The sequence below is a fragment of the Halodurantibacterium daqingense genome (assembly GCF_042666235.1).
GTDB classification, from domain to species: domain Bacteria; phylum Pseudomonadota; class Alphaproteobacteria; order Rhodobacterales; family Rhodobacteraceae; genus Halodurantibacterium; species Halodurantibacterium daqingensis.
Genome location: NZ_JBHTFQ010000014.1, coordinates 1 through 22,363 on the forward strand (window position 1 = coordinate 1; position 22,363 = coordinate 22,363).

Sequence of the window (22,363 nt, forward strand, 5' to 3'; positions counted from 1 at the left end):
GGGCTTGCAGGCGTCATGGCCCTCAGCGGGCCATATTCTGGAACGGGTCATACTCCGAGACGATCACGACCTCGTCGCCGTCGATTTCATCGGCGGGGACGGCACCGAAGGTTCCATCCCCGGCCTGGAAGACGACGATCGAGACCATGAGCGTGGCGGCGAGGGAGGCGGCGAAAGCGTGTGCATCTTTGCGGGACATCTGTTTGGCTCCTGTCTTGGAGGCGGGGGACCATCCCCCGCGCGACAGGACCCCGCAGGCCCGAAGACTGGCTGACATCACCGGGTGCGTTCGGCTCGCCCGAATCCACCCGGCGGCACGGGCTTGCCCGTAGTCCGACCCCTCGCGGGTTGATCTCGAAGACGGGATTCGGGGCAAGGAAGGGAATGGCGAGCGGGGGATGGTGCCCCAACGTCAGGAGCCGATTGTCCTGCTGATGCTTTGAACGCCGCCAGCCTCCCGGGCCATGCTCTTGGTCGAAGACCTCCGTATTGGGGGATGGATCCTTTGGCGCCCCGCGATTTCGCGGGACGAGGGTCTGGTCGGTGAGAGGCCCGCCTTTCGGAAGGCCCCTCACGCATTGTCAGGGCTCAGGCGGCCAGGTCTGCGTCCCCTGCCCTATCGCCGTCCTCGGCACCGACGATCTCGAGCCGCGCGTTTCGGTAGCCCTCCCGTGCGATCCAGAGCTCGGCCGCGGTGATCGATTCCGCCAGATGCAGGAGTTCGGTGTTGCCACCAAAGTCCAGAAGCACGCGGACCTGCCCCAGCTGTGGTTCCTCGGCGACCTCGAAGACCAACCGGCTGTCCGCTGAATGGCTGCGCATGATGGTGACGAGGATGACCCCGTCCGAGGAGAAGTTCCCTTCATGCAGCGTGAAGGAGGCCGGGGCCGTCCAGGTCGGATAGACCCGGGGCGGCTCCTTCTTCACAAGACGGCCGACGCCGTTCGAACGCTCCCAAGCCGCCAGCTTCTTGGAGAAACGTGCCGGCGGCTTGGGACTGCCGTCGGTGTAGCGGATAAGCGCCCCGAGGGGGGCTGTGTCGATGATGGTTGTTGCAGACATGATTCCTCATCCCGAATGCGAGCGTTCGCATTCATCATATTGATATTACTGTATTTTGTTGGAATGAGGGGCGGGATTCCCCGCCCCCAGATGGCTCAGATCACTCTGCGGCCATCATCGACGCATTGCCGTCGGGCAGATCAGCCGTCAGGAAAGCCGGGAGATCGACATGTTCGGGCTCGCCCGCGTCCTCCCCCTGCCCTGCTACGATCGGCTCGCCGTCGCCTGCCGCCAGATCGGCCCGGCGCAGGACCTCGGGCAACCAGCCGCTTCCCTTGAGGAGCCGCTCGGCTTCCGTGGCCATCTCGCCCTTCTTCAGGTGATCGAGGAGCTGCGCAGTCCCCTCCCCCTTCGCCTCGCGCACGGCCTCGAGGATCCGGGCTTTGGGCACACGGTTGAGGTAGCCATCAACTGTCGGCTCCCAGCCCGCTTCGACCATGTCGAGATCGACAGCTCGCGCCACGAAATCAGCATGGGCCATGCGGCGGGTCAGGCCGCTGGCGGAGATGCCCGCACCATAGGGGTTCACCTTCTCATGGAGCGCGTTGATGCCGAAGCTGAGGCAGTGCGCCAGGAGCGCCAAACGGCTGCCCTGATCGAGCGCCGTCAGATAATCCCAGAGCGCGGTATCATCGCCGAGGGGCAGATCGGCCTCCCACGCCGCGTGACGCTCATCGACCAGCTTTGCGACGACGCTGTCCTTGAGATCGGGCGCCTGCGCCGACATGTAGACATGCCGCACGGAGGCTTCGAGACAGCTGCCCGAGGCCGAGGAGGTACGGAAGGTATCCGTCACCAGCTTCAAGAGGAGAAGCGTGAGCGCAACGTCGGGCGAACGCCCGACGGCCTCGCGCAGCGCCAGGGTTCGGTGGGCAGTCAGTTCCATGACCAGCCGTTCGGGCAGAGGCTTTAGCGCGCCGTCATCTTCCTCCTCCGAACCGTCCGCGCCGATCGGCTGGCCACCCGAGGTGATGACGGTGCCCCCTGTAGAGGTCGCCGATGGCTTCCAGCTGGAAACACCGACATCATCCCCCTGCCCCATAGCATCCGCACCATCACCATCCTGGACCGCGGTCTCCTCGCGCGGCTCATCCTCGGGCCGGACATAGCCACGATACACCACAAGGCCGCCGTCCCGATCCAGCGTCACGAAGACACCCGCGCGCGCGACCTCGGCCTCATCGTAGATCAGCGGCCGCTGCTCGAGCGCTTCCATCGCCATTTCCAGCCGACCAAGCCGCGCATCGATCTCCTCGGGGTATTCGTCTTGGCCGGAGTATTCCTCCTCCAGTGCCCGATACTCCGTGAGGAGCGTCGCGTGGGTCGCGCTTTCCTCGTCGGTCATCGGGGCGGGATCACCGGCCAGACGCCGTAGACCGTGGCTGTAGCCATAGGGCAGGTCGGTCGCCACTTCGATCCACTTCCAGCCTTCGGATCCCAGAGCCTCGGCTTCAGCCTGAAGCTTCTCGGCCACCAACCGGTCCAGAAGGGCAGGGTCCTCGAGCCAGCCGCCGTCATCGCCCTGGAAGAGATCGCGCAGCACGATACCGCCTGCCGCCTCATAGGCATCGACACCGACAAAGACCGCGCGACGATCAGACGCCCGGACCGAGGTCTCGGTCAGCATGCGCCGGATGGCATAGGGCTCCTTGTTCCACGAGTTCTTCACAGCCTCCCAGACCTGCGCCTGACGCGCATGATCGGGGTTCACGGTGAAGGCCATCAGCTGTTCCAGCGTCATGCCATCCTCGGCATAGACCTCGAGCAGGGCAGGGGCCACGGATGCAAGTTTCAGGCGCTGCTTCACGATCTGCGGCGTGACGAAGAAGGCCGCCGCAATCGCTTCCTCGCCCTGACCTTTCTCGCGCAAAGCCACGAAGGCGCGGAACTGATCCAGGGGATGCAGGGCAACGCGCTGCATGTTCTCGGCCAGCGAGTCATCCTCGGCGAGGATCTCCGACGCCGCATCCCGCACGATGCAGGGGATCGGCGCGGCCTTCGCCAGTCGCTTCTGCTTCACAAGCAGCGACAGCGCCTGGAAGCGACGCCCACCGGCCGGGATTTCGAACATGCCGGTCTCGACCCCATCAGCATCAACCACGGGCCGGACGTTCAGACCCTGCAGTAGACCTCGCCGTGCGATGTCCTCAGCCAGTTCCTCGACCGAGACGCCCGCCTTGATCCGCCGTACGTTGGATTGGCTCAGCACGAGCTTGTCGAAGGGGATGTCCCGCGATGGGGACAGGGTGACTTTCTGGGCAAGTTTCGCCATCAGATCTTCTCCGCGACGGGCGCCAGGAGCCACTCTCCCGATCTCACTTCCCGTCACCCCTCCAACCACCAACCTTTTCCTCTCTTCTGCTACCGACGCATCGCCGCGTGACTTAACAGCTGTAAAGTCGCGCCGAACTTGATGATCGCTCCAAGAGACTTAACAGCTGTTATGCAGCATTTCGCCGGGACATCAGCGCCATGACCATCGGCCCACAGGAGAACTCGCCCGCCGCTGCCTTGGATGTCAGCGCACGGAGGTAGCCACCGGGCGACCGGATGTCCGCAAAGCGTTCCAGCATAGCGACGACAACGATCGATGCCTGCTCGGGGCCCATGAACCGTTGCGCTTCTTCCCAAGCGGACGCGCTGATCCCCATGGCGGGCCGTACATGGCAAGCCGCGTCGAAAAGCTGATGCCAATGGCGGATGTCGCCTTGGTAAAAGGTTTTGAGCGACGGGCAGCCAGCGATCACCAGATGGAGCGGGATCTTTGGCACGCGTCTTATGTCCGCTTCTTCCACGTCAGCACCAGGTGCATCCGTTTCAACATCTGGCGCGGCGGCCGCCGCCTCGCCTTTTTCTAAGGCAGGCTCAAGATCTATAGATTCTTTGTTTGAATTATGATGGTGGCGCTCAAAACTGGCATCATTGGTGTTCATTTCTTCTGTTTCAGGGCCATCAATGACGTTGCGTGCGCGATCGAGAAGGGCTTCAAGGTCGGTCCGATATGCGGAGAGCTCCTCAAGCGTGAGCTTGCGGCGCAGGGCGCGCGCTGTGAGGACAGCCTTGTCGCGAAACTGATCCCACAGGCCAAGGCCGGGCTGGATCTCCTCTCCAAACTCCGCGAGGGCAGCGAGATCGCGCCGCATCAGGCTCACGACCTCCCGCAGTCGCCGCACACGGTCCTCGGCCTCACGCACGGCCTCTGCGGCCCGTGCCACCTCTTCGGACCGGCAGTAGAGTGGCGAGAGATCGAAGCCGAAAGCCACGCGCTCTTCGCCATGCTTGCGGACATACCTCTTCCCGTTGGGGCTATCGCGGCGCATGAGCAAGCCAGCGTCCACCAGGCGGGCAATGTGCCTGCGCATGGTGGAGCAGGGCATGCCATTCAGCCGCTCGCAGATCGCCTTGTTGGACGGGAAGACGACCATTTCAGCGTTCCCGCCAAGCGCATCGTCCGGGAAGAAGCTGAGAAGACCCTGCATGACCGTCAAATCACGTTCTGTGACCCCAAAGGCCGCTTGCGCCTTGGATAGTTCGCGCAGGAGTTCCCACTTGTTGATGGGCTTACCCGGAACAGATACCTCAGGCCGCTCGACCACGCGCAGATGGGCGTGCGAGATCGGCCGCATAAACGGCGAAATCGGTGTGTACTCCATGATGTCATTCACGAAGGCAAAATTTCCCTGGCCCGCGAATCGCTTTGCGCTTGCGGGAAAGGGGCCAGATCGCTACATTCAGAGGTGCGAAAACTGAGTTTTGTAGCGGGCTGGTCCCGTGCGAAACCTAAGAAAGGTCTCGTGAAGCTTGCTTCTCGGGGCCTTTTTCTTTTCTGCCTGTCTCGTGCCTCCTTTTTGGTTGTTGCTCTTCCTCAGTCTTCCTTGCGCTTCCAGCGCTCGTGAAGCTCGGCGATCAGCTGCGGGGCCTTGCCCTCAAGCCAGCTGACAAAATCTCTGTCCTCGGCCTTCAGCTCGAGCTTGAACTGTCGGCCGCGGCGCCCTGTCGCGATGGTTGCAGCCCCGACACCCGGAATGGCCACACTAGGTGCCCCTCGGGGGCTTGATGGGCGGGTCGGCCGCTCTGCCTGCACCACTGCGGCGAGGACGGCCAGGAACGCGGCGTCCGACTTTTCGTCAGGTCCACCGGAGTGAGAGGACCTGGTCTCTGCCGCTACTGCAGCGAGGTTCTCGCGGTCCACAGATGCATCGCCCAGTGACTTCTTGAGTTCCTCCCAACGAGGCCGGCCGATACCTGGCGCAGCACCTATCGCTAGGACGAGGCTCTCGCCAACCGCGCGGACGACGCTTAACAGCTGCGACACACCAGCTTCGGTAAGACCTAGAACCTCTGCCACGCCCTTGTTGGTGCGTTCCGCCTCTCCCAGGTGATCGCCATTGAGCAAGGCTGCCGCCACCAAGGCACGTTCGATGAAGCTCAGGTCGCGGCGTTCTTGGTTCTCGAGCAGCTGATCCCGAAGCGCCTGATCCCCGTCCATTTCGGTGACGATCGCACGGACCTTGATCCCGAGATCCCGGCAGGCTTCAAGCCGACGCCGCCCGTAGATCAGGCTGTAGCGATCCCCTTCGAGAGGTCGCACGAGGATCGGCACCCGTTGGCCACTTCTGGAGATCGATGCCTTCAGCCCCGCAATCTCGATTTGAAGACGGTCATCCAGCCTGCCCACGGTCTCGACATGGTCAGGCTCGATCTCGAACACGCCGCCCCGCAGCCTGCGCCCCTCAAGAGCGTCGGGGGCATTGCGCAAGGTCTGCAAGGGCAGTCCCAGTTTAGGCTTTCTTGCCATTGCGTCCCCACGTGCTTTGGATGATCGCAGCGATCTCGTCGTTGACGGCATTCATGGACTCGATGGCGCGGTCGAAGGTCTGGCGCGTGAAGTCCTTCTTGTCCGCCTCATACAAGGTCTGCTTGGTCAGCCCGGCATCCGATATCGCCGTCGACTCGACCATGTGGTTGGTCAGCACCGAACGCCCGAAGAGCCCGCGGATGAAGGCGATCACCTCGGTTTGCGGGGCGTCGCCCACCTTGTAGCGGGTCGGCAGGAACCGGAGCCAATCGAACCGCAGGTTGGCGCCTGCATCGCGGATCACGCCCAGCAGGTCGGCCGTCATCCGCAGGAACTGCGACATGGACATGAGGTCAAGCATCTGCGGGTGGACCGTCACCAGGACGCCCGAGGACGCGGAAAGGGCAGACATGGTCAGGAAGCCCAGTTGCGGAGGGCAGTCGATCACGACGACATCGTAGTCACTTTCGACGCTGTCGAGGGCGTCTCGGACTCTCGCGAAGAAAGCGCGGGCGCCGCCACGCTGGATCGCGGCCGGGGTCTCGTGCTCGAACTCCATGAGCTCGAGATTGCCCGGAATGAGATCCAGGCCACGGATGTAGGTCTTCCTGATGACCTCGGAAACCGGAACAGGGTCGTCATACCGGACTGCGTCGTACAGCGTCCCGCCTTCCATGAGGTCCAGTTCAGGCTGGATCCCATGCAAGGCGGACAACGACGCCTGCGGATCCAGATCAATGGCCAGCACACGATAACCCTTGAACGCGAGTCTCTGCGCAAGGTGCGCTGATGTGGTGGTCTTGCCGCTTCCACCCTTGAAATTCACAACGGAAATGACTTGCAGCTCGTCGCCCTTACGACGGCCCGGCACGTACGTTCCCGGCTTCTTGGCGTTGGCCTCAAGGCTTTGTCTGATCTCCCAGACATCGTCGAGGGTGTAGCGGCGATGGCTACCGGCCGTCGTCTCAACGTCGGTGATCTTGCCTTCCCGATGAAGTTTGCGAAGGTAGGTATGATCGACACCGAGCAACTCGGCCGCCTCACCGCTCGTCAAGCTGCGCATCACCTTCTTCGCATCGGGTGGGAAGTGCGCTGCACGTTGTGCATGCAGGTTCGAAGCCAAGAGTTCGGCGTAGTGGCCAATGGCGACGTCCAGGTCTTTGTCTATCTCGGTCATGCCCCGCTCGATCCGTGGGCGCGATTTTTATGTGACCGCGCGTTATTTTTCGAGACTATTGCCTGACGGATCAGATTCGCGCAAGCACTTTCTAAATCTGGTGTCAGCCACTGCGTGACGCACAAGAGTAGCCCAAGCTCGCGGACAGGCTTGCCCATGTAGCTAGTGTGATATACATTACTGATTGTATATCCACGCAGGAGGCCAAAATGCAGGTCGCGAAATGGGGCAACTCGCTTGCCGTCCGCCTGCCCGCCGAGCTTGTTCGGGAGCTTGGCCTCAAGGAAGGCGATCAGATCGACCTGGTCAAGGACGACGGCCAGGTCAGAGTCCGTCGTCTGGCGCGCGCGGATGAGGTGCTGACGGGTCTGCGCCGGTTCCGGGGCAAGCTGCCCGCTGCAGAGCGCCTGAGCCGCGATGACGCGCATGAGCGCTGAGTTCGCGGATACGAATGTCGTTCTTTACCTGCTCGACGACGGCCCGAAGGCCGATCGCGCCGAGGTCATCCTGGGGCAGGGGCCCCGGATCAGCGTTCAAGTCCTGAACGAGACGCTGGTCAACTGTCGCCGCAAGGCTGGCCTGAGTTGGGAGGAAGCAGGGGCGTTTCTCGAGGGCGTGCGCGCCTTGTGTCCCGTCGAAGACCTGACCCTTCAGACCCATGACGTCGGCCGCGCCTTGGCGGAACGCTACGGCTTCTCGATCTACGACGCGATGATCGTGGCCAGCGCTTTGGTTGCAGGCTGCACCACGCTGTGGAGCGAGGACATGCAAGATGGCTTGCTGGTGGAAGGCCAACTTCGCATCATCAACCCCTTTGCGCGAGCGGACAGTTTCTGAGCTTGGCGTCTGCCAAAGTCTTGTAATCCTTCCATGTCATAGAGGATTCGCAAGGTTGTTAGGCTACTCAAGCAGACCCAACCTCTCCGCCCGCTCCAGCAGCATCTTCACGGATGACGGCTGCCAGCTTGTCCGCCCACGGGGTGTTCGCTCACGCATGGCTTCCAGCCGGCTGCAGATCGCCTGAAGCGTGATGTCCGGATCCGCGCCCTTGATGGCGGCGACGATGGCGGGCAAGCGATCATCCGTCTCGCGCCGCCCGGCGCGGCCCAGCACCGTTTCGGGCAGGAAGCCGTCGCGGACATAGGCATTCACGGCGCGCAAAAGGCGGCTTTGCGTCCATTGGCGCTCGCGGGGCAGGGGGCCGTTGACGATGCGCAGCACGTCCTCCCACGCCATGTCGGGCCGCAGGCGGCGCACATGCGGCACCCAGTCCTGCGCGGTTTCATTGAGCCGCTCCATATAGCCGTCCTGTCGCGCAAGCCGCACCTTTCGCAGCGCCGCCGGATCCCGGGCGCGCAGGCCCGGATTGCCGCCAACCCGGCCTTTGGTTCGTGCACTGGCCAGCCCGGCCTTGGTCCGTTCGCGGATCAGGGCCCGCTCGAACTCGGCCGCGGCACCCAGGACTTGCAGGGTGAACTTGCCCTGCGGCGAGGATGTGTCGATGGGATCAGTCAGCGAGCGGAAAAAGGCACCCTTGGCCTCCAACCGCTCGATCACCTCCAGCAGATGCGAGAGGGACCGCGCCAGACGGTCGATGCGCACGACGACCAGCGTGTCGCCCTTGCCGATCCGCTCCAGCACCCGCGCCAGCACCGGCCGGGCGCGGCTCCCGCCCGAGGCCTGCTCCTCATGGATCTCGGCGCAGCCCGCGGATTTCAGGGCCTGCGACTGGGGCAGGGGGGTCTGATCCTCGGTAGATACGCGCGCATAGCCAATCAGGGGCATAAAATCCTGTCTTTTGCAGTTGCGGATACGACCACTAAACGACCGTTTTCAAACAACTTTCTACGATTTTTCGGAGGCTGAGTGTTAAACTTCTTGCTTGGACAGCCATACAGCCGGCTCAGGTCGTGGAATCCTCCGCATGGCTTCAAACTTGGCCATGAATTCATCGGCAGGGATGCCAGGCCGCGGATCATCGGCTGCGCTCAGAATTCGGCGCTTCAGCAATTCCTGTCGCAGATCCAGATGTGGCTCCAGCTCCCGAGCCTCATCGAGAAGAACGAAGACAGCCTCCGACGGATCGAGAAACAGGCCCTGCTCGATCCGATCAAGAAGCCACAGAGCGACAGCAGGCGGCAAATACGCCTGAAATCGAAGACCGCCTTCTGTCGCAGCGTCCCGAACAGTCTGGGCCTGCTGGTTTGACCACTCCCTCAATTCTTTGGATGGCCAAGTTCGATCCGGCTCATCTGTCATTTATGGCGCCCCTTGCTTCGACAATTTGTTCAGGTTGATTTTCCTGCCGGGATCAGATGAAGGGCGGCCCTGCCGTTCTTGACCGCGTCCACGGACAAACGGCGATCAAAGGTTGCCAGCACACCGCCACGCAGCTTTGCCAGTGCCAGAAGGTAGGTATCCGTGACCTGTGCAGAGGTCAGGATTCGGCTTGCGTCAACACCTTCAGACCCGACAAGGCTGACGTCTTCGGCCCAGAAGCAGTGGCCTGGCAAGACGCGCAGTTGCTCGACGATCCCGGCAACGGCCGCGGGTGAACCGGGCGAATTCGGATACTTCGGGTTGCCGAGAATCCGCATGACGCCGTTTTCTGTGATCGGGCAGGTGGCCCAAGAGGCGTTGCCTTTCCCGGAGAACCAGGCATGTGCGTCGTCATGCGCGACGTGGCCGGGATCGATCAAAGCAATCAGGACGTTTACGTCAAGAAGATAGGTCACGGGGCGTCATCCCGCAGAGCGTTGACGAGATCCATGGTCACGGGAGGGGATCCCGGGCGGGATGCGAGCAAGGGAATCCCGTTGCGTTCGGCTTTTGCGACAGGCCGTTGCAAGGAGCGTCGCGCAAGCTCGGAAACCACCTCTCCCAGGCTGCGGCCTTGTTGACCCGCGATTGCCTTGGCTGCGAGCAGAACATCATCGTCGAGGGAAAGGGTTGTTCGCATGTGAGCACCTCTGCGCATCAATCATCACGCATCATATGGGACGTCGGCCGGGTTCATCAAGGGCTGAATGCCGGCTCGTGAAGCCAGGAGTCCTAAAGCCCCGCTGCCTTGGTCAGGTTGATGCGGAAGCGGTCGCGGCGGCGCTGATAGCGGCGGGTCATTTCGGCCGAGGCATGGCCAAGTTGCTTTTGGACATAGCGCTCGTCTACCTCGGCGCTGCTGGCCAGGCCCGCGCGCAGGGAATGGCCCGAGAAGAGGCGGATACGCTCCGCTTCGGGCAGGTCGGGGCGCAGGCCGGCGTCGCGGACGCAGGATTTGATGAGGCGGGCGACATGCTTGTCGGAGAGCCGCTCGGCGGTGGCCTTCAGCCCGTTGCGCGAGACGGCCGTGAAAATCGGGCCGAAGTCGATCCTGGCGAAGTGCAGCCATTGCGTCAGCGCATGGACGGGACAGGTCTGATCAGAGGAGCCCCGGGCAATTTCCACCTCGCGCCAGCCGGTCTTGCCGCGCAGGGCAATCAGCACGCCGTTCTCCAGGATTTCCACCCAGCCGCCACTGTCAGGCGTGTTGTCCTTGCCGTGATCAAGGCTCACAATCTCTGACCGCCGCAGGCCGCCCGCGAAGCCGATCAGCAGGATGGCGCGGTCGCGCAGGCCGCGCAGATCGTGGGGCAGGGTGGCCAGCATGTCTCGCAGGTCTTCCGGCAGGATGGCCTCTTTCTGTGCCGGTGGCCGTGCGTGCTTTCGGCGGATGCCAGCCAGGACGCTGGCAATGTGGCGGTCCTTGCGGTCCAGTCTCTCGCCGCGCTGCGCGTAGCCCCAAGTCAGGCCGGACAGCCGCCGCTCTATTGAGGAGACCGAGAGGGGTCGGGCCGCCGACTGCGATGGGGCCTTGCCGCCCGGCGCTGCCAGATCGGCGATGTAGAGCCCGATCAGCTGGGGCGACGGGGGCAGGGGGTCCGCGCCGCGCATCCGGCACCAGCGGGCGAAATGGGCCCAGTCCTTTGCGTAGGCGTATCGCGTGTTCTCCGACGCCGCTTGAAGCGCATAGTCCCGCGCAGTTTCTACGAGACGGTCCAGCGCGCCAGAGCCAGCGACGTGCGCGGGCAGGGCGATCGTGTCGCGCGCCCTATCAGCTCGCTCGTCCCCTTCGTGGCGATCGGGACGTTCCGGGGGGTTTGAAGGCGATTTCTCGGGTGTTTCGGTCATGCCTCTGAGCATATCTTCTTTATGTCCGATAAGGCAAACTTATTGGACATTGTGTCTTTCAGAAAGATGCGGCGCTTCTGGCGCAGAAGGCTAGCCAAAAGCGCCGTTGTGGAATAGCGTGACCGCATGAGAAGTCCCCGCGCCAAGCCATCCAAACCCTTGCCGATGCTGGCACCGCTGCCGGACTGGATCATCGCCACGCCTGCAGAAACCCTTGAGGCCGCGACGTTCAAATCAGGGGCCGCGTTGGCGCACCTCACTCTGGCGTCGGCCGATGATCCTGTGCCTCAGGCGCTTTGGCGTGATCGTCAGGCGCTGGCGGCGGCAGAGGTTTCTGCAAGAATTTCTGGTCGGCGCGAAGGGGCCGCTGTGATGCGTGATGCCCTGCTTCTGACCAAGCCGGGCGATGATCCCGGTCCTGCAGGAAGCATCTTGCGGCAGTGGTCGCGCGCAGTGTCACGGCCAATCTCGGTCACAAATCTGGGCCGCGCGCTGGAGGGTATCGCGCCAGAGCGGATTGCGCTGAGCCTTGATGCCAACGGACCAACCCCGGTCGACCGCGCAGCGCAGGTCCTTGAAGCCGTTCTAACCGACAATCCACGGGACGAGACTCTGGCCCTGATCCTTGCGGATGCGGTGCTGTCGCAGGCCTTGGGGCGGGATCATCTGCTGCCGCTTCTGGGTCCGGTGATGACGGCGCGCGACCTTCGCCAGCGGGGCGACGACCTGCGCCTTGCCTGCCACCGTTCCGCGGCAAAGGGGGTCGGCCAGGCGCTACCCCTGGCGAACACGCTGGCGCGGGCGGCAGCACGGCTGCGCGGTGCGGTGCCGAAGCTGCGGGCCAAAGGGGCCGTGCGGGCGGTGGAAATGATCCTGTCGCAGGATGCCTTGACCCCTGTTGCGCTTGCCCGGGCGATGCCGGAAATCCTCTCGGAGCGTGCCGCGCGGCGGCTGTGTGAGCGGCTGGTGAACCTGGGTGTGCTGCGGGAACTGACCGGGCGCGACACCTTCCGCCTGTATGGGGTCTGACCATGGCGCGGCGCGAAGACAGCAGTCTTGACCGGGAACTGGCAGACCTGCCGCCCGATCTGCGCTGGCGGGAATGGATGCGCCGGATCGAGGCGGTGCTGTTTGCCAGCGGCACCCCGGTGGCGCGAGACGATCTGGCGCGAGTGGTGGGGCAGGGGGCCTCGGTCGATCTCCTGATCGAGGATCTGGCCGTCGATCTGGAGGGCCGCCCCTATGATGTGGCGCAGGTGGGTGCCGGGTGGATGCTGCGGACCAGATCTGCCTATGCACCCGCGATCCGCGCGGCGGCGGATGTGGACGGACAGGCCCTGAACCTGTCAGAGTTCGACCTCGCCGTGCTGGCGGCGATTGCCTTCCACCAGCCGATCAGCCGCGATGGGTTGAAGGAGATCTTCGGGCGTGAGATCAGCCGTGACCTGATCGGGCGACTGGCCGAGCGCGAGCTGATCGGCACCGGCCCCCGTGAGCCGCGACGCGGCGCGCCCTATACCTTCGTCACCACCGATGCCTTTCTCGCCGCCTTCGGGATGACATCCCTGCGCGACCTGCCCGATCCTGAGCAACTCGCCGATGCCGGCCTTGCAGGATCTTCGCAAGCCCATGACGTGTAAAAGGCAGCTTGAGATGAGCTGCAAGCGGTGTGCCGATCACACCGCTTTAAGCGCAATTCCAGGGGAGGAGATCGTCGATCCGGCTCTGCTTGTGGCCCCGGACGATGGCGGAGAGCGTGGCTGACAGCCAGGCGTGGGGATCGACGACGTTCATCTTGCAGGTCTCGATCAGCTTGCGGCGAGCATGGGCCAGCAACAAGGGGGCCTGACCCTGGGATCTCAATTGCCCTTTCCCGCCAGCCCGTATCCACGAACAGCCGCAACCAGAATTTCCGCAAGACGAAGGAAGGGACGGGAGGCACGGATCGAATTGCGGTAGGTGATCCCCGTCATGATCGACCAGTGGTAGCCGGGCACTTGCAGCGCGCTCAGACCCGAGGCGAGGCGCGGGTGAAGAAGCGGCTCGGGCAGGCTGGTCAGGAAGCCCTCGTTGCGGACCAGATCCAGCGCAAGTGACAGCGAATGCGTGGCCACCGTGCTCCGCGGCGGGGCGACGCCGGCCGCGGCGAACATGCGGTCCAGATGGTCGAGGGCCATCGTGTCGTAGCTCAACTGAACCCAGGCGCGCCCCGCCAGCGCGGCGACCGGCACCTGCGGGCAGGCGGCCAGCGGATCGTCCGCGGCGGCGACGATCCGGTTGAGCTGTTCGTAGAGCGGGATTTCGGCCAGGCCCTCCAGCGGCTTGTCCGTCGCGCTGCGCAGCCCGCCGATATAAAGCCCGATCTCGCCCAGAACCAGCTTCGGCAGCAGGACCGAGCCGACACCGGTGCGCACCGTCAGGCGCAGGTTGGGAAATTCGCCGGACAGCACCGACAGCACGCGCGGCATGAAGGCGGCCTCGTAGGTCGGCCCCACACCGATGTGCAACTCGCCGCGGGCGCCGTCGCGGGTGGCGTTCAGGTCGATCAGCGCGCCGTCCCACTGCGCCTCGATCTCGCGCGCCCGGGACAGCAGCACCTGTCCGGCCTGGGTCAGCACCACACCGCGCGAGGAACGCTCGAACAGCGCAGATCCCAGGAAGTTTTCCAGTTCGCGCAGCGACTTGGTCAGCGCGGGCTGGCTGGTGTTGAGCTGCCGCGCGGCCGCCTGAAGGCTGCCCAGCTCAGCGGCGGCCAGAAAGTGCCGCAGGCGCCAGACCTGATCCATTGCGATAACTTCCGTTCATATCACTGATCGAAAACAGTATTACCTGTTGCGGTCGAGGGTGTCTAGCATGACGGACTGAAGCTACCCGAAAGGCACCCATCCGATGCGCGCGGTCTTTGTCCTGTTCGATTCGCTCAACCGCCATGCGCTCGGCTGCTATGGCGGCACGGGTATCGCCACGCCGAACTTCGACCGCTTCGCCGCCCGCGCGGTGACCTTCGACAACCACTACGTCGGCTCGCTGCCCTGCATGCCGGCCCGGCGCGACATGCACACCGGGCGGCTGAACTTCATGCACCGCTCATGGGGCCCGCTCGAACCTTTCGACAACTCGATGCCCGACCTGCTGCGCCAAGCGGGCGTGCACAGCCACCTGATCTCGGACCATTTCCACTATTTCGAGGACGGCGGCGCGACCTATCACAGCCGCTACAAGACCTGGGAATTCATCCGCGGGCAGGAATACGACCCCTGGATCGCCATGGTCGAGCCGCCGCTCGACCGCTTCAAGGCGATGTATTCGGACAAGCACTACAACGTGCCGACCGAACCCAAGCGCCGCCAGCACCAGATCAACCGCGAGAAGATCCGGCTGGAGGAGGATTTCCCCGGCCCCGCCTGCTTTGCCCGCGCCTTCGCCTTCCTCGACGACAACCGGGATGCCGACAACTGGTTCCTGCAACTGGAATGTTTCGACCCGCACGAGCCCTTCTTCGCGCCCGAGAAATACCGCGAGCCCTACCGCACCGGCTACAACGGCCCGATCCTCGACTGGCCGAAATACGCCCCCGTGAAGGAAAGCGCCGAGGAGATCGCCGAGATCCGCGCCAATTATGCCGCGCTGGTGGCGATGTGCGACGCCTGGTTCGGCAAGCTGCTGGATTATTTCGACGAACACGACCTGTGGCGCGACACCTGCCTGGTGCTGACCACCGATCACGGCTTCCTGCTGGCCGAGCACGACTGGTGGGGCAAGAACCTGACGCCCTATTACGAGGAGATCTCGCATATCCCGCTGATCCTGCACCACCCCGGCCATGCCGGGCGGGCCGGGCAGCGGGTGGCAGCGCTGACCCAGACCACAGACCTGATGCCGACCTTCCTGGAAATCTTCGGCCAGCCGGTCCCGGCAGAGGTCACGGGCCGGTCGATCCTGCCGCTGATCGAGGGCGCGCCGGGGCCCTCGGCGCTAGCCTTCGGGATGTTCGGCGGGCCGGTCGGCGTCACCGACGGCGAATACAGCTACTTCCGCTATCCCGCCGACCTCTTCGACGAGCGGCTGGGGGAATACACGCTGATCCCCACCCACATGACCGGCTTCTTCACGCTCAAGGAACTGGCCACGGGCCGGATGGCCGGCCCCTTCGACTTCACCAAGGGCCAGAAGCTGATCCGCTACGACGCGCTGAACGAGGCGCGCCGCCCGCCGGGGCTGGACGGGACGAAGTTTGCCGCCTTCGAATCGGCGGTCTATCACAACGCGACCGATCCGCATCAGTTGCACCCGATCCGCGATGCGGCGGTGGAGGCCCGGCTTTCGGCCGAGATCCTGCGCATTCTGCGCGCGCATGACGCGCCGCCGGAATATTTCGCCTGGATGGGGCTGGAGGCCCCGCGCGGGCATGACTGACACGAAACCCAGGGGAGGAGAGGCAAGATGATGAAGTTCCTGATGGCAGGCGCGGCGGCGCTTGCCCTGGCCGGCGGTGCGGCTGCCGCCAAGGACCAGCCTGACATCACCATGGCGATCAACCAGTCGCCCTGGCTCAACGCCTTCGTGGCGATGGTCGATCGCTACGAGGCGGAGACGGGCAATGTCGTGACGCTCGACGTGACGCCCTTCGGCGGGCTTCTGGAAAAGATCCGCAATTCGGTCCGCGACAGCACCGGCACCTATGATCTGGTCAACATCAACTCGCTGTGGCTGGCCGAGATCTATGCCGGCGGCTTCCTCGCGCCGCTCGACACGCTGCGGCCGGGCTACGGGTTGCAGGACGGGGTGCTGACCTACGGCATGACCACCAACTGGGATGCCGCCACGGGCTCCTTCGCCGAGGGGGGTGCGCTGATGGGGGTGCCGGTCAACGGCAACGTCCAGGTGCTCTATTACAACCAGGAAGTCTATGACCAGCTCGGCCTGAAGGTGCCGACGACCTGGCCCGAGCTTCTGGCCAATGCCCGCACCATCACCGATAAGACCGACCTTTACGGCTTCGTGCCGCGGGCGGCGCGGGATTCGATCGTCTACAACTTCACCCCCTACCTGTTCAGCCAGGGCGGCGCCTTCTTCCGCATCACCGGCGCGGGCGAGGCGGAGGTCATGCTGAACAGCGCCGCCGGCCTTGCCGCGCTCGAGACCTATCTGGCGCTGGCGGGCCCCGATTCCGCCCCGCCGAACCCCGGCGCCATCGCCCAGGGCGAGCTGATCCAGCTTCTGTCGGCGGGCCGCGCGGCGCAGGCGATCGCGGTGATCGCCGCCTGGGGGTCGCTGGAGAACCCCAAGGATTCGCTCGTGGTGGGCAAGATGTCGGCGGCGCTGCTTCCGGCCGGCCCGGACGGAACTGTGGCCTCCTCGGCCGGGCACTGGGTCACGGGCATCCCGAAGAACGTGCCGGCCGAACGCCAGCAGGCGGCGCTGGCCTTCCTCGACTGGTTCCAGTCGCGCGAGGTGCAGATCGCCTATGTCAAGGCCGGCGGGGTGCCGGTGCGCGGCGACCTCGCCTCGTCCGAGCTCGGCTCGGACAGCGCCTTCCGCTTCATCGACGCCTATTCGCAGAACGCGTCGCACGCGGTGATGGGCCTGCCCTTTGCCGCCGCGGCCGAGGCTTCGGACGCGATGGCGCTGCACCTGAACCGCGCGGTGATCGGCGAGCTTGCGCCTGCGGCGGCGCTGAACGCGGCGGCGGCGGATCTGGCTGCGATCCTCGAACGCAACGGCTACAAGGTCACCCGCGGCCCCGATCTCTGATCGGGCACGGGCGGCGCGGACATCCCGGAGGCAGGGCGATGGGACAGGCACAGACTGGGGCGGGGCGGGGGCGCGCGGCGGATCGCCGCTGGCTCTGGCTGTCGCTCGGGCCGGTGGCGGCCTTCTTCGTGCTGCTTTCGGGATTTCCGGTGCTGAACCTGCTGGGGCTCAGCCTCTTCGACGTGAAGTGGAGCGAGGGGGCGGCGCAGTTCCACTATCTCGGCCTCGACAACTACCGCCGGCTGTTCACCCAGGAGACGGTCTATTGGGCCGGGGTGCGCAACACGGTGATCTTCGCCGTGACCGTGGTGGTCTGCCAGATGGTGCTGGGTTTTGCCATGGCCCTGGCGGTGAACCGCGCGGGCGCGGCGGGGCGCACGGTGCTGACCGGCATCTTCCTCTTGCCGATCGTGATCCCGCCGATCGTCATCGGCACCATGTGGCGGCTGATCCTGGGGCGCGAGTTCGGGCTGGCCAACGCGGTGCTGTCCGCGCTGGGACTGCCGGCGGTGGACTGGCTGGGCAACCCCGATGTGGCGCTGGCGGCGGTGATGTTCGTCGATGTCTGGCACTGGACGCCCTTCGTCTTCCTGCTGATGCTGGCGGGGCTCGAGTCGCTGGACGGCGAGGTGCTCGAGGCCGCGCGGATGGATGTGCGCGGCTTCTGGCAGGAGGTGCGCCACATCATCCTGCCGCTGATGATGCCGACCATCGCGATCACCGCGCTGTTTCGCATCATCCTGTCGTTCAAGGTCTTCGACGAGGTCTATCTGCTGACATCGGGCGGACCCGGCACCTCGACCGAGGTCATCAACTTCTCGATCTACCGCACCTTCTTCCGCCAGGATCAGGTGGGCTACGGCTCGGCCATGTCGGTGGTGACGCTGTTTGCGGTCGCGCTTCTGGTGATCCTGGCGCGGGGGCTGCTGGCGCGGCGGCGGAGGGATGCGGCATGAAATTGCGCAGACAGGCAGGCCGGATCGGCGCCAGCGCCGTGGTGTGGTCCTATGCGGCGCTGATCGTGCTGCCCACGCTCTGGGTGCTGTCGAACGCCTTCAAATACAAGATCGCCATCATCACCGGCCAGGTGCTGGCGACGCCGACGCTCGACAACTTCCGGGAACTCTTGTTCTCGCGCCAGTCGCATTTCCTGTGGAACCTGTGGAACAGCGCGGTGGTGGCGGTGGTCTCGACCGCGATCGTCATCGTGCTTGCCACCATGGCGGCCTTCACGCTCGACCGGCTGCGGGTGCCGGGCTGGATCCGCTGGGCGGTGCTGGGCTGGGCGATCCTGTTCCAGATGCTGCCGACGCTGACCTTCGTCGGCTCGTGGTATGTGATGTGGGCGGCGGCGGGGCTGCACGGCACCTATCTCGCGGTGATCCTGACCCATGTCGTCCACAACCTGCCGATGGGGCTGTTTTTGATGCTCAGCTTCATGTCCGCGCTGCCGAACGAGCTGTTCCAGGCGGCCCGGATGGACGGCTGCACCCATGCCCAGACCTTCTGGCGCATCGCCTTTCCGCTGGTGCGCGGCGGGATGATCGCAGCCACCGCGCTGATCTTCATCTTTTCCTGGAGCGATTTCGCCATCGCGCTGGCGCTGACCTCGCCGCGGACCATGACCGCGCCGGTCGCGATCTCGACCTTCGCGCAGGAATACGACATCCGCTACGGCGAGATGGCGGCGGGAACGCTGCTGTCGATCGTCCCCGCAATTGTGCTGATCCTCGTCGGGCAGCGCTTCATCGTCCGCGGCCTGCTGGCCGGCGCGGTGAAATAGCCCGGCGCCCCGAAGGAGTTTCCCATGGCCACCGTCACGCTTCAGGGCGTCCGCAAAAGCTTCGGCCGGACCGAGGTGATCCCGCCGCTCGACCTCGAGATCCGCTCGGGCGAGTTCGTTGCGCTGGTCGGCCCCTCGGGCAGCGGCAAGTCCACGCTTCTGCGCATCATCGCCGGGCTTGAGGAGATCGACGCGGGCCGGGTGCTGGTCGATGGCGATGACGTGACCGGGGTGGCGCCGGGCGAGCGCGACATGGCGATGGTGTTCCAGTCCTACGCGCTTTATCCGCACATGAACGTGGCCGAGAACATGACCTTCGCGCTGCGGATGCGCGGCGCGGACCCCGCCGAGATCGACCGCCGCCTGCAAGGCGCGCTGAAGATGCTGGGGTTGCAGGACTATGCGCAGCGCCGGCCGGGGCAGCTTTCGGGCGGGCAGCGCCAGCGCGTGGCCATGGGCCGCGCGATCGTGCGCCAGCCGCGGGTGTTCCTGTTCGACGAGCCGCTGTCGAACCTCGACGCCAAGCTGCGCGCGGCGACGCGGCTGGAACTGCGGGCGCTGCACGACCAGCTGGGCGCGACCTCGGTCTTCGTCACCCACGACCAGATCGAGGCGATGACCATGGCCGACCGCGTGGTGCTGCTCGACCGCGGCCGGATCCAGCAGATCGGCACCCCGCGCGAGATCTACCGCGCGCCGCGCAACCGCTTCGTCGCGGGCTTCATCGGCTCACCCGAGATCAACATCCTGCGCGGCAGGCTGGAGGCGGGGCAGGGCGGCGGGGCGGTGTTCGAGGGGCTGGCGCTGCCCGGGGCGGCGGCGCCCTCTGCGGCGCGGCTGGTGGACCTCGGCATCCGGCCCGAGCATATCGGGGTGGCCGGCCATGCCGCGCCCGACCGCTGGCCCTTCGAGGTGCAGGCGGTCGAGTTCACCGGGCAGGACGCCTTCCTGACCGGGACCGCCCCGGTCGGGCGGCTGACCATCCGGCTGGACCTGCGCGACGAGACCGGGCTTTCCGAGACCGTCGCGCCCGGCCAGCGCCTGCACGTCTTCCCGCGCGAGGGGCACTGGCTGCTGTTCGATCCCGAGACCGGCGCGAGGATCGGCGATGCCTGAGCCGGCGGCGCTGCGCCAGCTGCGCCTCGATGGCGGCCCCGCCGACGGATCGCGGCTGATCGAGGTCACTAATGCCGCCGGGCTGAGCGTCGATCTTCTGCCCGACCGCTGCCTTGATCTGGGGCAGGTGCGGCTGAACGGCGTGCCCTTCGCCTGGGTCGGGCCGAACGGCCTGGCCCCCGCCGCCCCCGGCGAGATGGATCTGGCGCTCGGCGGGCTGATGTGCACCTGCGGCTTCGATCACATCCGCCAGCCCGAGGCGCATAGGGGCGGACGCTATCCGCTGCACGGGTCGATGTCGTTGCGCAGGGCGCAGGTCGAGGCCGCCTGGGTAAGGCCGGACGGCAGCGCCAAGATCCGGGCGCGGGTCGTCCACGGCGTCGCCGGCGGCGCATCCTGGACGCTCGTGCGCCGCATCACCATCCCGGCCGACCGCGCCGAAATCGCCATCGAGGATGAGGTCGAGCTGCGCTCTCCCGCCGACGGGGACCGGGTGATGGCCCTCTATCACGTCAACCTGGGACCTCCGCTCATCGGCCCGGACACCGTGGTGACCGTCGCCGGACAGCCGCGCCCCGACCTGCCGGGTTCGGCCCCCGGCACCTTCTGCGAGCCGGCACCCCCTGGCGCGACGGTGGTCGAGGTTGGGCGCGGGATCGGCGATGCGCGCGTCCTGTTCCGGCTCGAGGCTGCGGCCGACCAGCTACCCTGGCTTCAATTCCACCGCCGGATCGCGCCCGATGGCGGCCTCTTCTGCGTCGAGCCTGCAACGCACGACCGACGACTGCGGACAGAGCTTGCGCCGGACGGGCCCGGACCCGAGGGGACCGTCCTTCGCCGGTTTCGGCTGCTCTTGCGCTTCGGTCGCGGGGTGCCGTCTGCCCCGAAACGTTCGGGACAGAAGTTGTCCGGACCATGAGCGGGACGGCATCGGCTGCCGGTTCCCGTAGCCCGCGCCCCAGACCCGCAGGCCGACCGATCAGTCGCCCCGCCACGGCGGGGTCAAACAGCCCGAAAGGCACCGGCCGGGTGCGTGGGACGTCTGCGCGCCCGAAACGTCATGCTTCCGCGCGGGCAGCGGGGGGTCCGGACATGGCGCCCATCGACCTTGACGCCGTCGGCAAGGGCGGCGTCGCCGGACAAGCAGCAAACGATCATCCCGCGAAAAGGCAGCGCACCCTCATTCTGCGGCCCGAGCGTTACAGGCAAAGGCACCTTCGGCCTCCCAGCGGCGCGCGATGGCGCCAAGCGTGTCCAGCACCCCGCGCAGTTCCGCACCCCGGTCGGTCAGCCCGTAGCTGACTGCGGGCGGAATGGTCATGGTCTGCTCGCGCCAGACGACGCCGGCATGTTCCAGCATCCGCAGCCGTTCGGTCAGGACCCGCGTCGAGATTCCCGGCACCAGGCGCTTGATCGCGCCGAAGCGCTGCGGCCCCTGCTCGGACAGGACCCACAGGATATAGATGGTCCACGGGCCGGTGATCACACGCAGCAGGCCCTCCATCGGGCAGGAGGGGGGCAGGGCGGTCTTCATCGCGGGCGCTCCTTGCGGCAGGAGAAGGCTGGTTACTTTTCGGTGCCTACTTATATTTGGTCAGTAAGACTGCTAGGGAAAGCTACATCTGAAATCATCAGGTTTCAAGCAAAGCGCAAGCGGCGGCGTGCCGCCCGGGCTTGAAAGGACGACGACATGACGGACAGGCAACCTGCGGTATTTCTTCCGCATGGCGGGGGACCGTGCTTCTTCATGGATTGGGATCCGCCCGACACCTGGCTGCGGCAGCGCAGGTTCCTCGAGGCGTTCCCGGCAAGCCTGCCGGCAAGGCCGCGGGCGCTGCTGGTGATCTCGGGCCATTGGGAGGAACGGGTGTTTACCGTGCAGACCAACCCCGCGCCGCCGCTGCTGTTCGACTATCAGGGATTTCCGCCGCATACCTATCGGCTGACCTGGCCCGCGCCGGGCAACCCCGCGCTGGCGGCCCGTGTGCGCGACCTGCTGGAAGGGGCCGGGTTCTTGACCGGCGAGGACCCGGCGCGCGGCTACGATCACGGCGTGTTCGTGCCGCTGAAGGTCGCCTTCCCCGAGGCCGACATCCCGACCGTGCAGCTGAGCCTGCGTGCCGACCTCGACCCTCAGGCGCATCTGGCCGCGGGCCGGGCGCTGGCCCCCCTGCGCGACGAGGGGGTGCTGATCATCGGGTCGGGCAACACCTATCACAACATGCGGGTGATGATGCAGGCCATGCGCGGCGGGGCCCGCGGCCCGGTCGCGGGGGGCGATTTCGACCGCTGGCTCACCGACGCGGTGACGCAGGACGATCCCGCCCGCCGCGACGCGATGCTGGCGGCCTGGGACCAGGCCCCCGGCGCGCGCGACGCCAACCCGCGTGAGGAACACCTCATCCCGCTGCATGTGGTGGCGGGGGCGGCCGGGGCGGATCGCGGTGCCAAGACGCTTGAGGATCATGTCATGGGCGCGGTGGAAAGCGCCTTCCGGTTCGGGTGA

The 22,363-nt window shown here is 65.6% G+C and carries 23 protein-coding genes and 1 pseudogene; 12 read left to right on the top strand and 12 right to left on the bottom strand.

From position 1 onward, the window contains the following. Positions 1–22: 22 nt before the first annotated feature. The 6 genes from ACFQXB_RS18250 to repA form a co-directional block, all read right to left on the bottom strand. Positions 23–199, bottom strand: a complete 177-nt coding sequence (locus ACFQXB_RS18250; protein ID WP_377406672.1) for a hypothetical protein — start codon at positions 197–199, stop codon at positions 23–25. A gap of 389 nt (positions 200–588) precedes the next feature. Continuing rightward, on the bottom strand, positions 589–1,062 hold the full coding sequence (locus ACFQXB_RS18255; protein WP_377406674.1) for a hypothetical protein: 474 nt from the start codon (positions 1,060–1,062) through the stop codon (positions 589–591). 100 nt (positions 1,063–1,162) lie between these two features. Then, on the bottom strand, positions 1,163–3,334 hold the full coding sequence (locus ACFQXB_RS18260) for a ParB/RepB/Spo0J family partition protein (RefSeq protein WP_377406676.1): 2,172 nt from the start codon (positions 3,332–3,334) through the stop codon (positions 1,163–1,165). Positions 3,335–3,503: 169 nt separating this feature from the next. Next, on the bottom strand, positions 3,504–4,715 hold the full coding sequence (repC, locus tag ACFQXB_RS18265; RefSeq protein WP_377406728.1) for a plasmid replication protein RepC: 1,212 nt from the start codon (positions 4,713–4,715) through the stop codon (positions 3,504–3,506). Between the two features lie 212 nt (positions 4,716–4,927). Then, a complete protein-coding gene (gene repB / locus ACFQXB_RS18270; RefSeq protein ID WP_024845490.1) occupies positions 4,928–5,860 on the bottom strand; it encodes a plasmid partitioning protein RepB in 933 nt (310 codons plus the stop codon). Next, entirely contained in the window at positions 5,844–7,037 is a 1,194-nt protein-coding gene (repA, locus tag ACFQXB_RS18275) for a plasmid partitioning protein RepA (protein ID WP_010400282.1), read from the bottom strand. Before repA ends, repB begins: the two co-directional genes overlap by 17 nt. Before the next feature lie 209 nt (positions 7,038–7,246). On the opposite strand from repA, the gene ACFQXB_RS18280 reads away from it, so the two are divergent. After that, positions 7,247–7,474, top strand: a complete 228-nt coding sequence (locus ACFQXB_RS18280; RefSeq protein WP_018065893.1) for an AbrB/MazE/SpoVT family DNA-binding domain-containing protein — start codon at positions 7,247–7,249, stop codon at positions 7,472–7,474. Further along, the gene (locus ACFQXB_RS18285; RefSeq protein WP_078530595.1) at positions 7,464–7,874 is read left to right on the top strand and encodes a PIN domain-containing protein; all 411 of its coding nucleotides are present in this window, start codon (positions 7,464–7,466) and stop codon (positions 7,872–7,874) included. Before ACFQXB_RS18280 ends, ACFQXB_RS18285 begins: the two co-directional genes overlap by 11 nt. Positions 7,875–7,937: 63 nt before the next feature. On the opposite strand, the gene ACFQXB_RS18290 is transcribed toward ACFQXB_RS18285, so the two are convergent. Continuing rightward, positions 7,938–8,822 carry a recombinase family protein gene (locus ACFQXB_RS18290; protein WP_377406680.1) on the bottom strand — a complete coding sequence of 295 codons (885 nt, stop codon included), beginning with the start codon at positions 8,820–8,822 and terminating at the stop codon, positions 7,938–7,940. A gap of 81 nt (positions 8,823–8,903) precedes the next feature. Here ACFQXB_RS18290 and ACFQXB_RS18295 point away from each other — a divergent pair, with 81 nt between their 5' ends. Then, positions 8,904–9,245 (top strand): hypothetical protein, encoded by a 342-nt coding sequence (locus tag ACFQXB_RS18295; protein WP_377406682.1) that lies wholly within the window; start codon positions 8,904–8,906, stop codon positions 9,243–9,245. Between the two features lie 80 nt (positions 9,246–9,325). Here the strand turns inward: ACFQXB_RS18295 and ACFQXB_RS18300 are convergent, their stop codons facing one another. Then, on the bottom strand, positions 9,326–9,772 hold the full coding sequence (locus ACFQXB_RS18300; RefSeq protein ID WP_377406684.1) for a TA system VapC family ribonuclease toxin: 447 nt from the start codon (positions 9,770–9,772) through the stop codon (positions 9,326–9,328). A gap of 316 nt (positions 9,773–10,088) precedes the next feature. Next, the gene (locus ACFQXB_RS18305) at positions 10,089–11,204 is read right to left on the bottom strand and encodes a tyrosine-type recombinase/integrase (protein ID WP_377406685.1); all 1,116 of its coding nucleotides are present in this window, start codon (positions 11,202–11,204) and stop codon (positions 10,089–10,091) included. A 165-nt stretch (positions 11,205–11,369) separates the two neighbouring features. Here ACFQXB_RS18305 and ACFQXB_RS18310 point away from each other — a divergent pair, with 165 nt between their 5' ends. Continuing rightward, entirely contained in the window at positions 11,370–12,233 is an 864-nt protein-coding gene (locus ACFQXB_RS18310) for a DUF1403 family protein (RefSeq protein WP_377406729.1), read from the top strand. A gap of 2 nt (positions 12,234–12,235) precedes the next feature. Next, entirely contained in the window at positions 12,236–12,844 is a 609-nt protein-coding gene (scpB, locus tag ACFQXB_RS18315) for an SMC-Scp complex subunit ScpB (RefSeq protein WP_377406686.1), read from the top strand. Positions 12,845–12,890: 46 nt separating this feature from the next. Here the strand turns inward: scpB and ACFQXB_RS18320 are convergent. Both ACFQXB_RS18320 and ACFQXB_RS18325 read right to left on the bottom strand, forming a co-directional pair. Further along, positions 12,891–13,016: pseudogene (locus ACFQXB_RS18320) on the bottom strand (transposase domain-containing protein); the annotation flags it as partial. A 47-nt stretch (positions 13,017–13,063) separates the two neighbouring features. After that, positions 13,064–13,990 carry a LysR substrate-binding domain-containing protein gene (locus tag ACFQXB_RS18325; RefSeq protein ID WP_377406687.1) on the bottom strand — a complete coding sequence of 309 codons (927 nt, stop codon included), beginning with the start codon at positions 13,988–13,990 and terminating at the stop codon, positions 13,064–13,066. A 103-nt stretch (positions 13,991–14,093) separates the two neighbouring features. Here ACFQXB_RS18325 and ACFQXB_RS18330 point away from each other — a divergent pair, with 103 nt between their 5' ends. Genes ACFQXB_RS18330 through ACFQXB_RS18355 form a run of 6 tightly spaced genes read left to right on the top strand, consistent with a single transcriptional unit; the run spans position 14,094 to position 20,776 of the window. Next, complete coding sequence (locus tag ACFQXB_RS18330; protein WP_377406688.1) at positions 14,094–15,620, top strand: sulfatase; 1,527 nt, start codon at positions 14,094–14,096, stop codon at positions 15,618–15,620. 27 nt (positions 15,621–15,647) lie between these two features. Beyond that, the gene (locus tag ACFQXB_RS18335; RefSeq protein WP_377406689.1) at positions 15,648–16,958 is read left to right on the top strand and encodes an ABC transporter substrate-binding protein; all 1,311 of its coding nucleotides are present in this window, start codon (positions 15,648–15,650) and stop codon (positions 16,956–16,958) included. 38 nt (positions 16,959–16,996) lie between these two features. Beyond that, the gene (locus tag ACFQXB_RS18340; protein WP_377406690.1) at positions 16,997–17,914 is read left to right on the top strand and encodes a carbohydrate ABC transporter permease; all 918 of its coding nucleotides are present in this window, start codon (positions 16,997–16,999) and stop codon (positions 17,912–17,914) included. Further along, positions 17,911–18,741: a carbohydrate ABC transporter permease gene (locus tag ACFQXB_RS18345; RefSeq protein ID WP_377406691.1), complete on the top strand. Its 831-nt coding sequence runs from the start codon at positions 17,911–17,913 to the stop codon at positions 18,739–18,741. The genes ACFQXB_RS18340 and ACFQXB_RS18345 overlap by 4 nt, the downstream gene beginning before the upstream one ends. A 24-nt stretch (positions 18,742–18,765) precedes the next feature. Continuing rightward, positions 18,766–19,857, top strand: a complete 1,092-nt coding sequence (locus tag ACFQXB_RS18350; protein WP_377406692.1) for an ABC transporter ATP-binding protein — start codon at positions 18,766–18,768, stop codon at positions 19,855–19,857. After that, positions 19,850–20,776: a DUF4432 family protein gene (locus ACFQXB_RS18355; RefSeq protein WP_377406693.1), complete on the top strand. Its 927-nt coding sequence runs from the start codon at positions 19,850–19,852 to the stop codon at positions 20,774–20,776. The genes ACFQXB_RS18350 and ACFQXB_RS18355 overlap by 8 nt, the downstream gene beginning before the upstream one ends. A 261-nt stretch (positions 20,777–21,037) precedes the next feature. Here the strand turns inward: ACFQXB_RS18355 and ACFQXB_RS18360 are convergent, their stop codons facing one another. Then, positions 21,038–21,391 (bottom strand): winged helix-turn-helix transcriptional regulator, encoded by a 354-nt coding sequence (locus ACFQXB_RS18360; RefSeq protein WP_377406694.1) that lies wholly within the window; start codon positions 21,389–21,391, stop codon positions 21,038–21,040. A gap of 156 nt (positions 21,392–21,547) precedes the next feature. On the opposite strand from ACFQXB_RS18360, the gene ACFQXB_RS18365 reads away from it, so the two are divergent. Further along, entirely contained in the window at positions 21,548–22,363 is an 816-nt protein-coding gene (locus ACFQXB_RS18365; RefSeq protein WP_377406695.1) for a DODA-type extradiol aromatic ring-opening family dioxygenase, read from the top strand.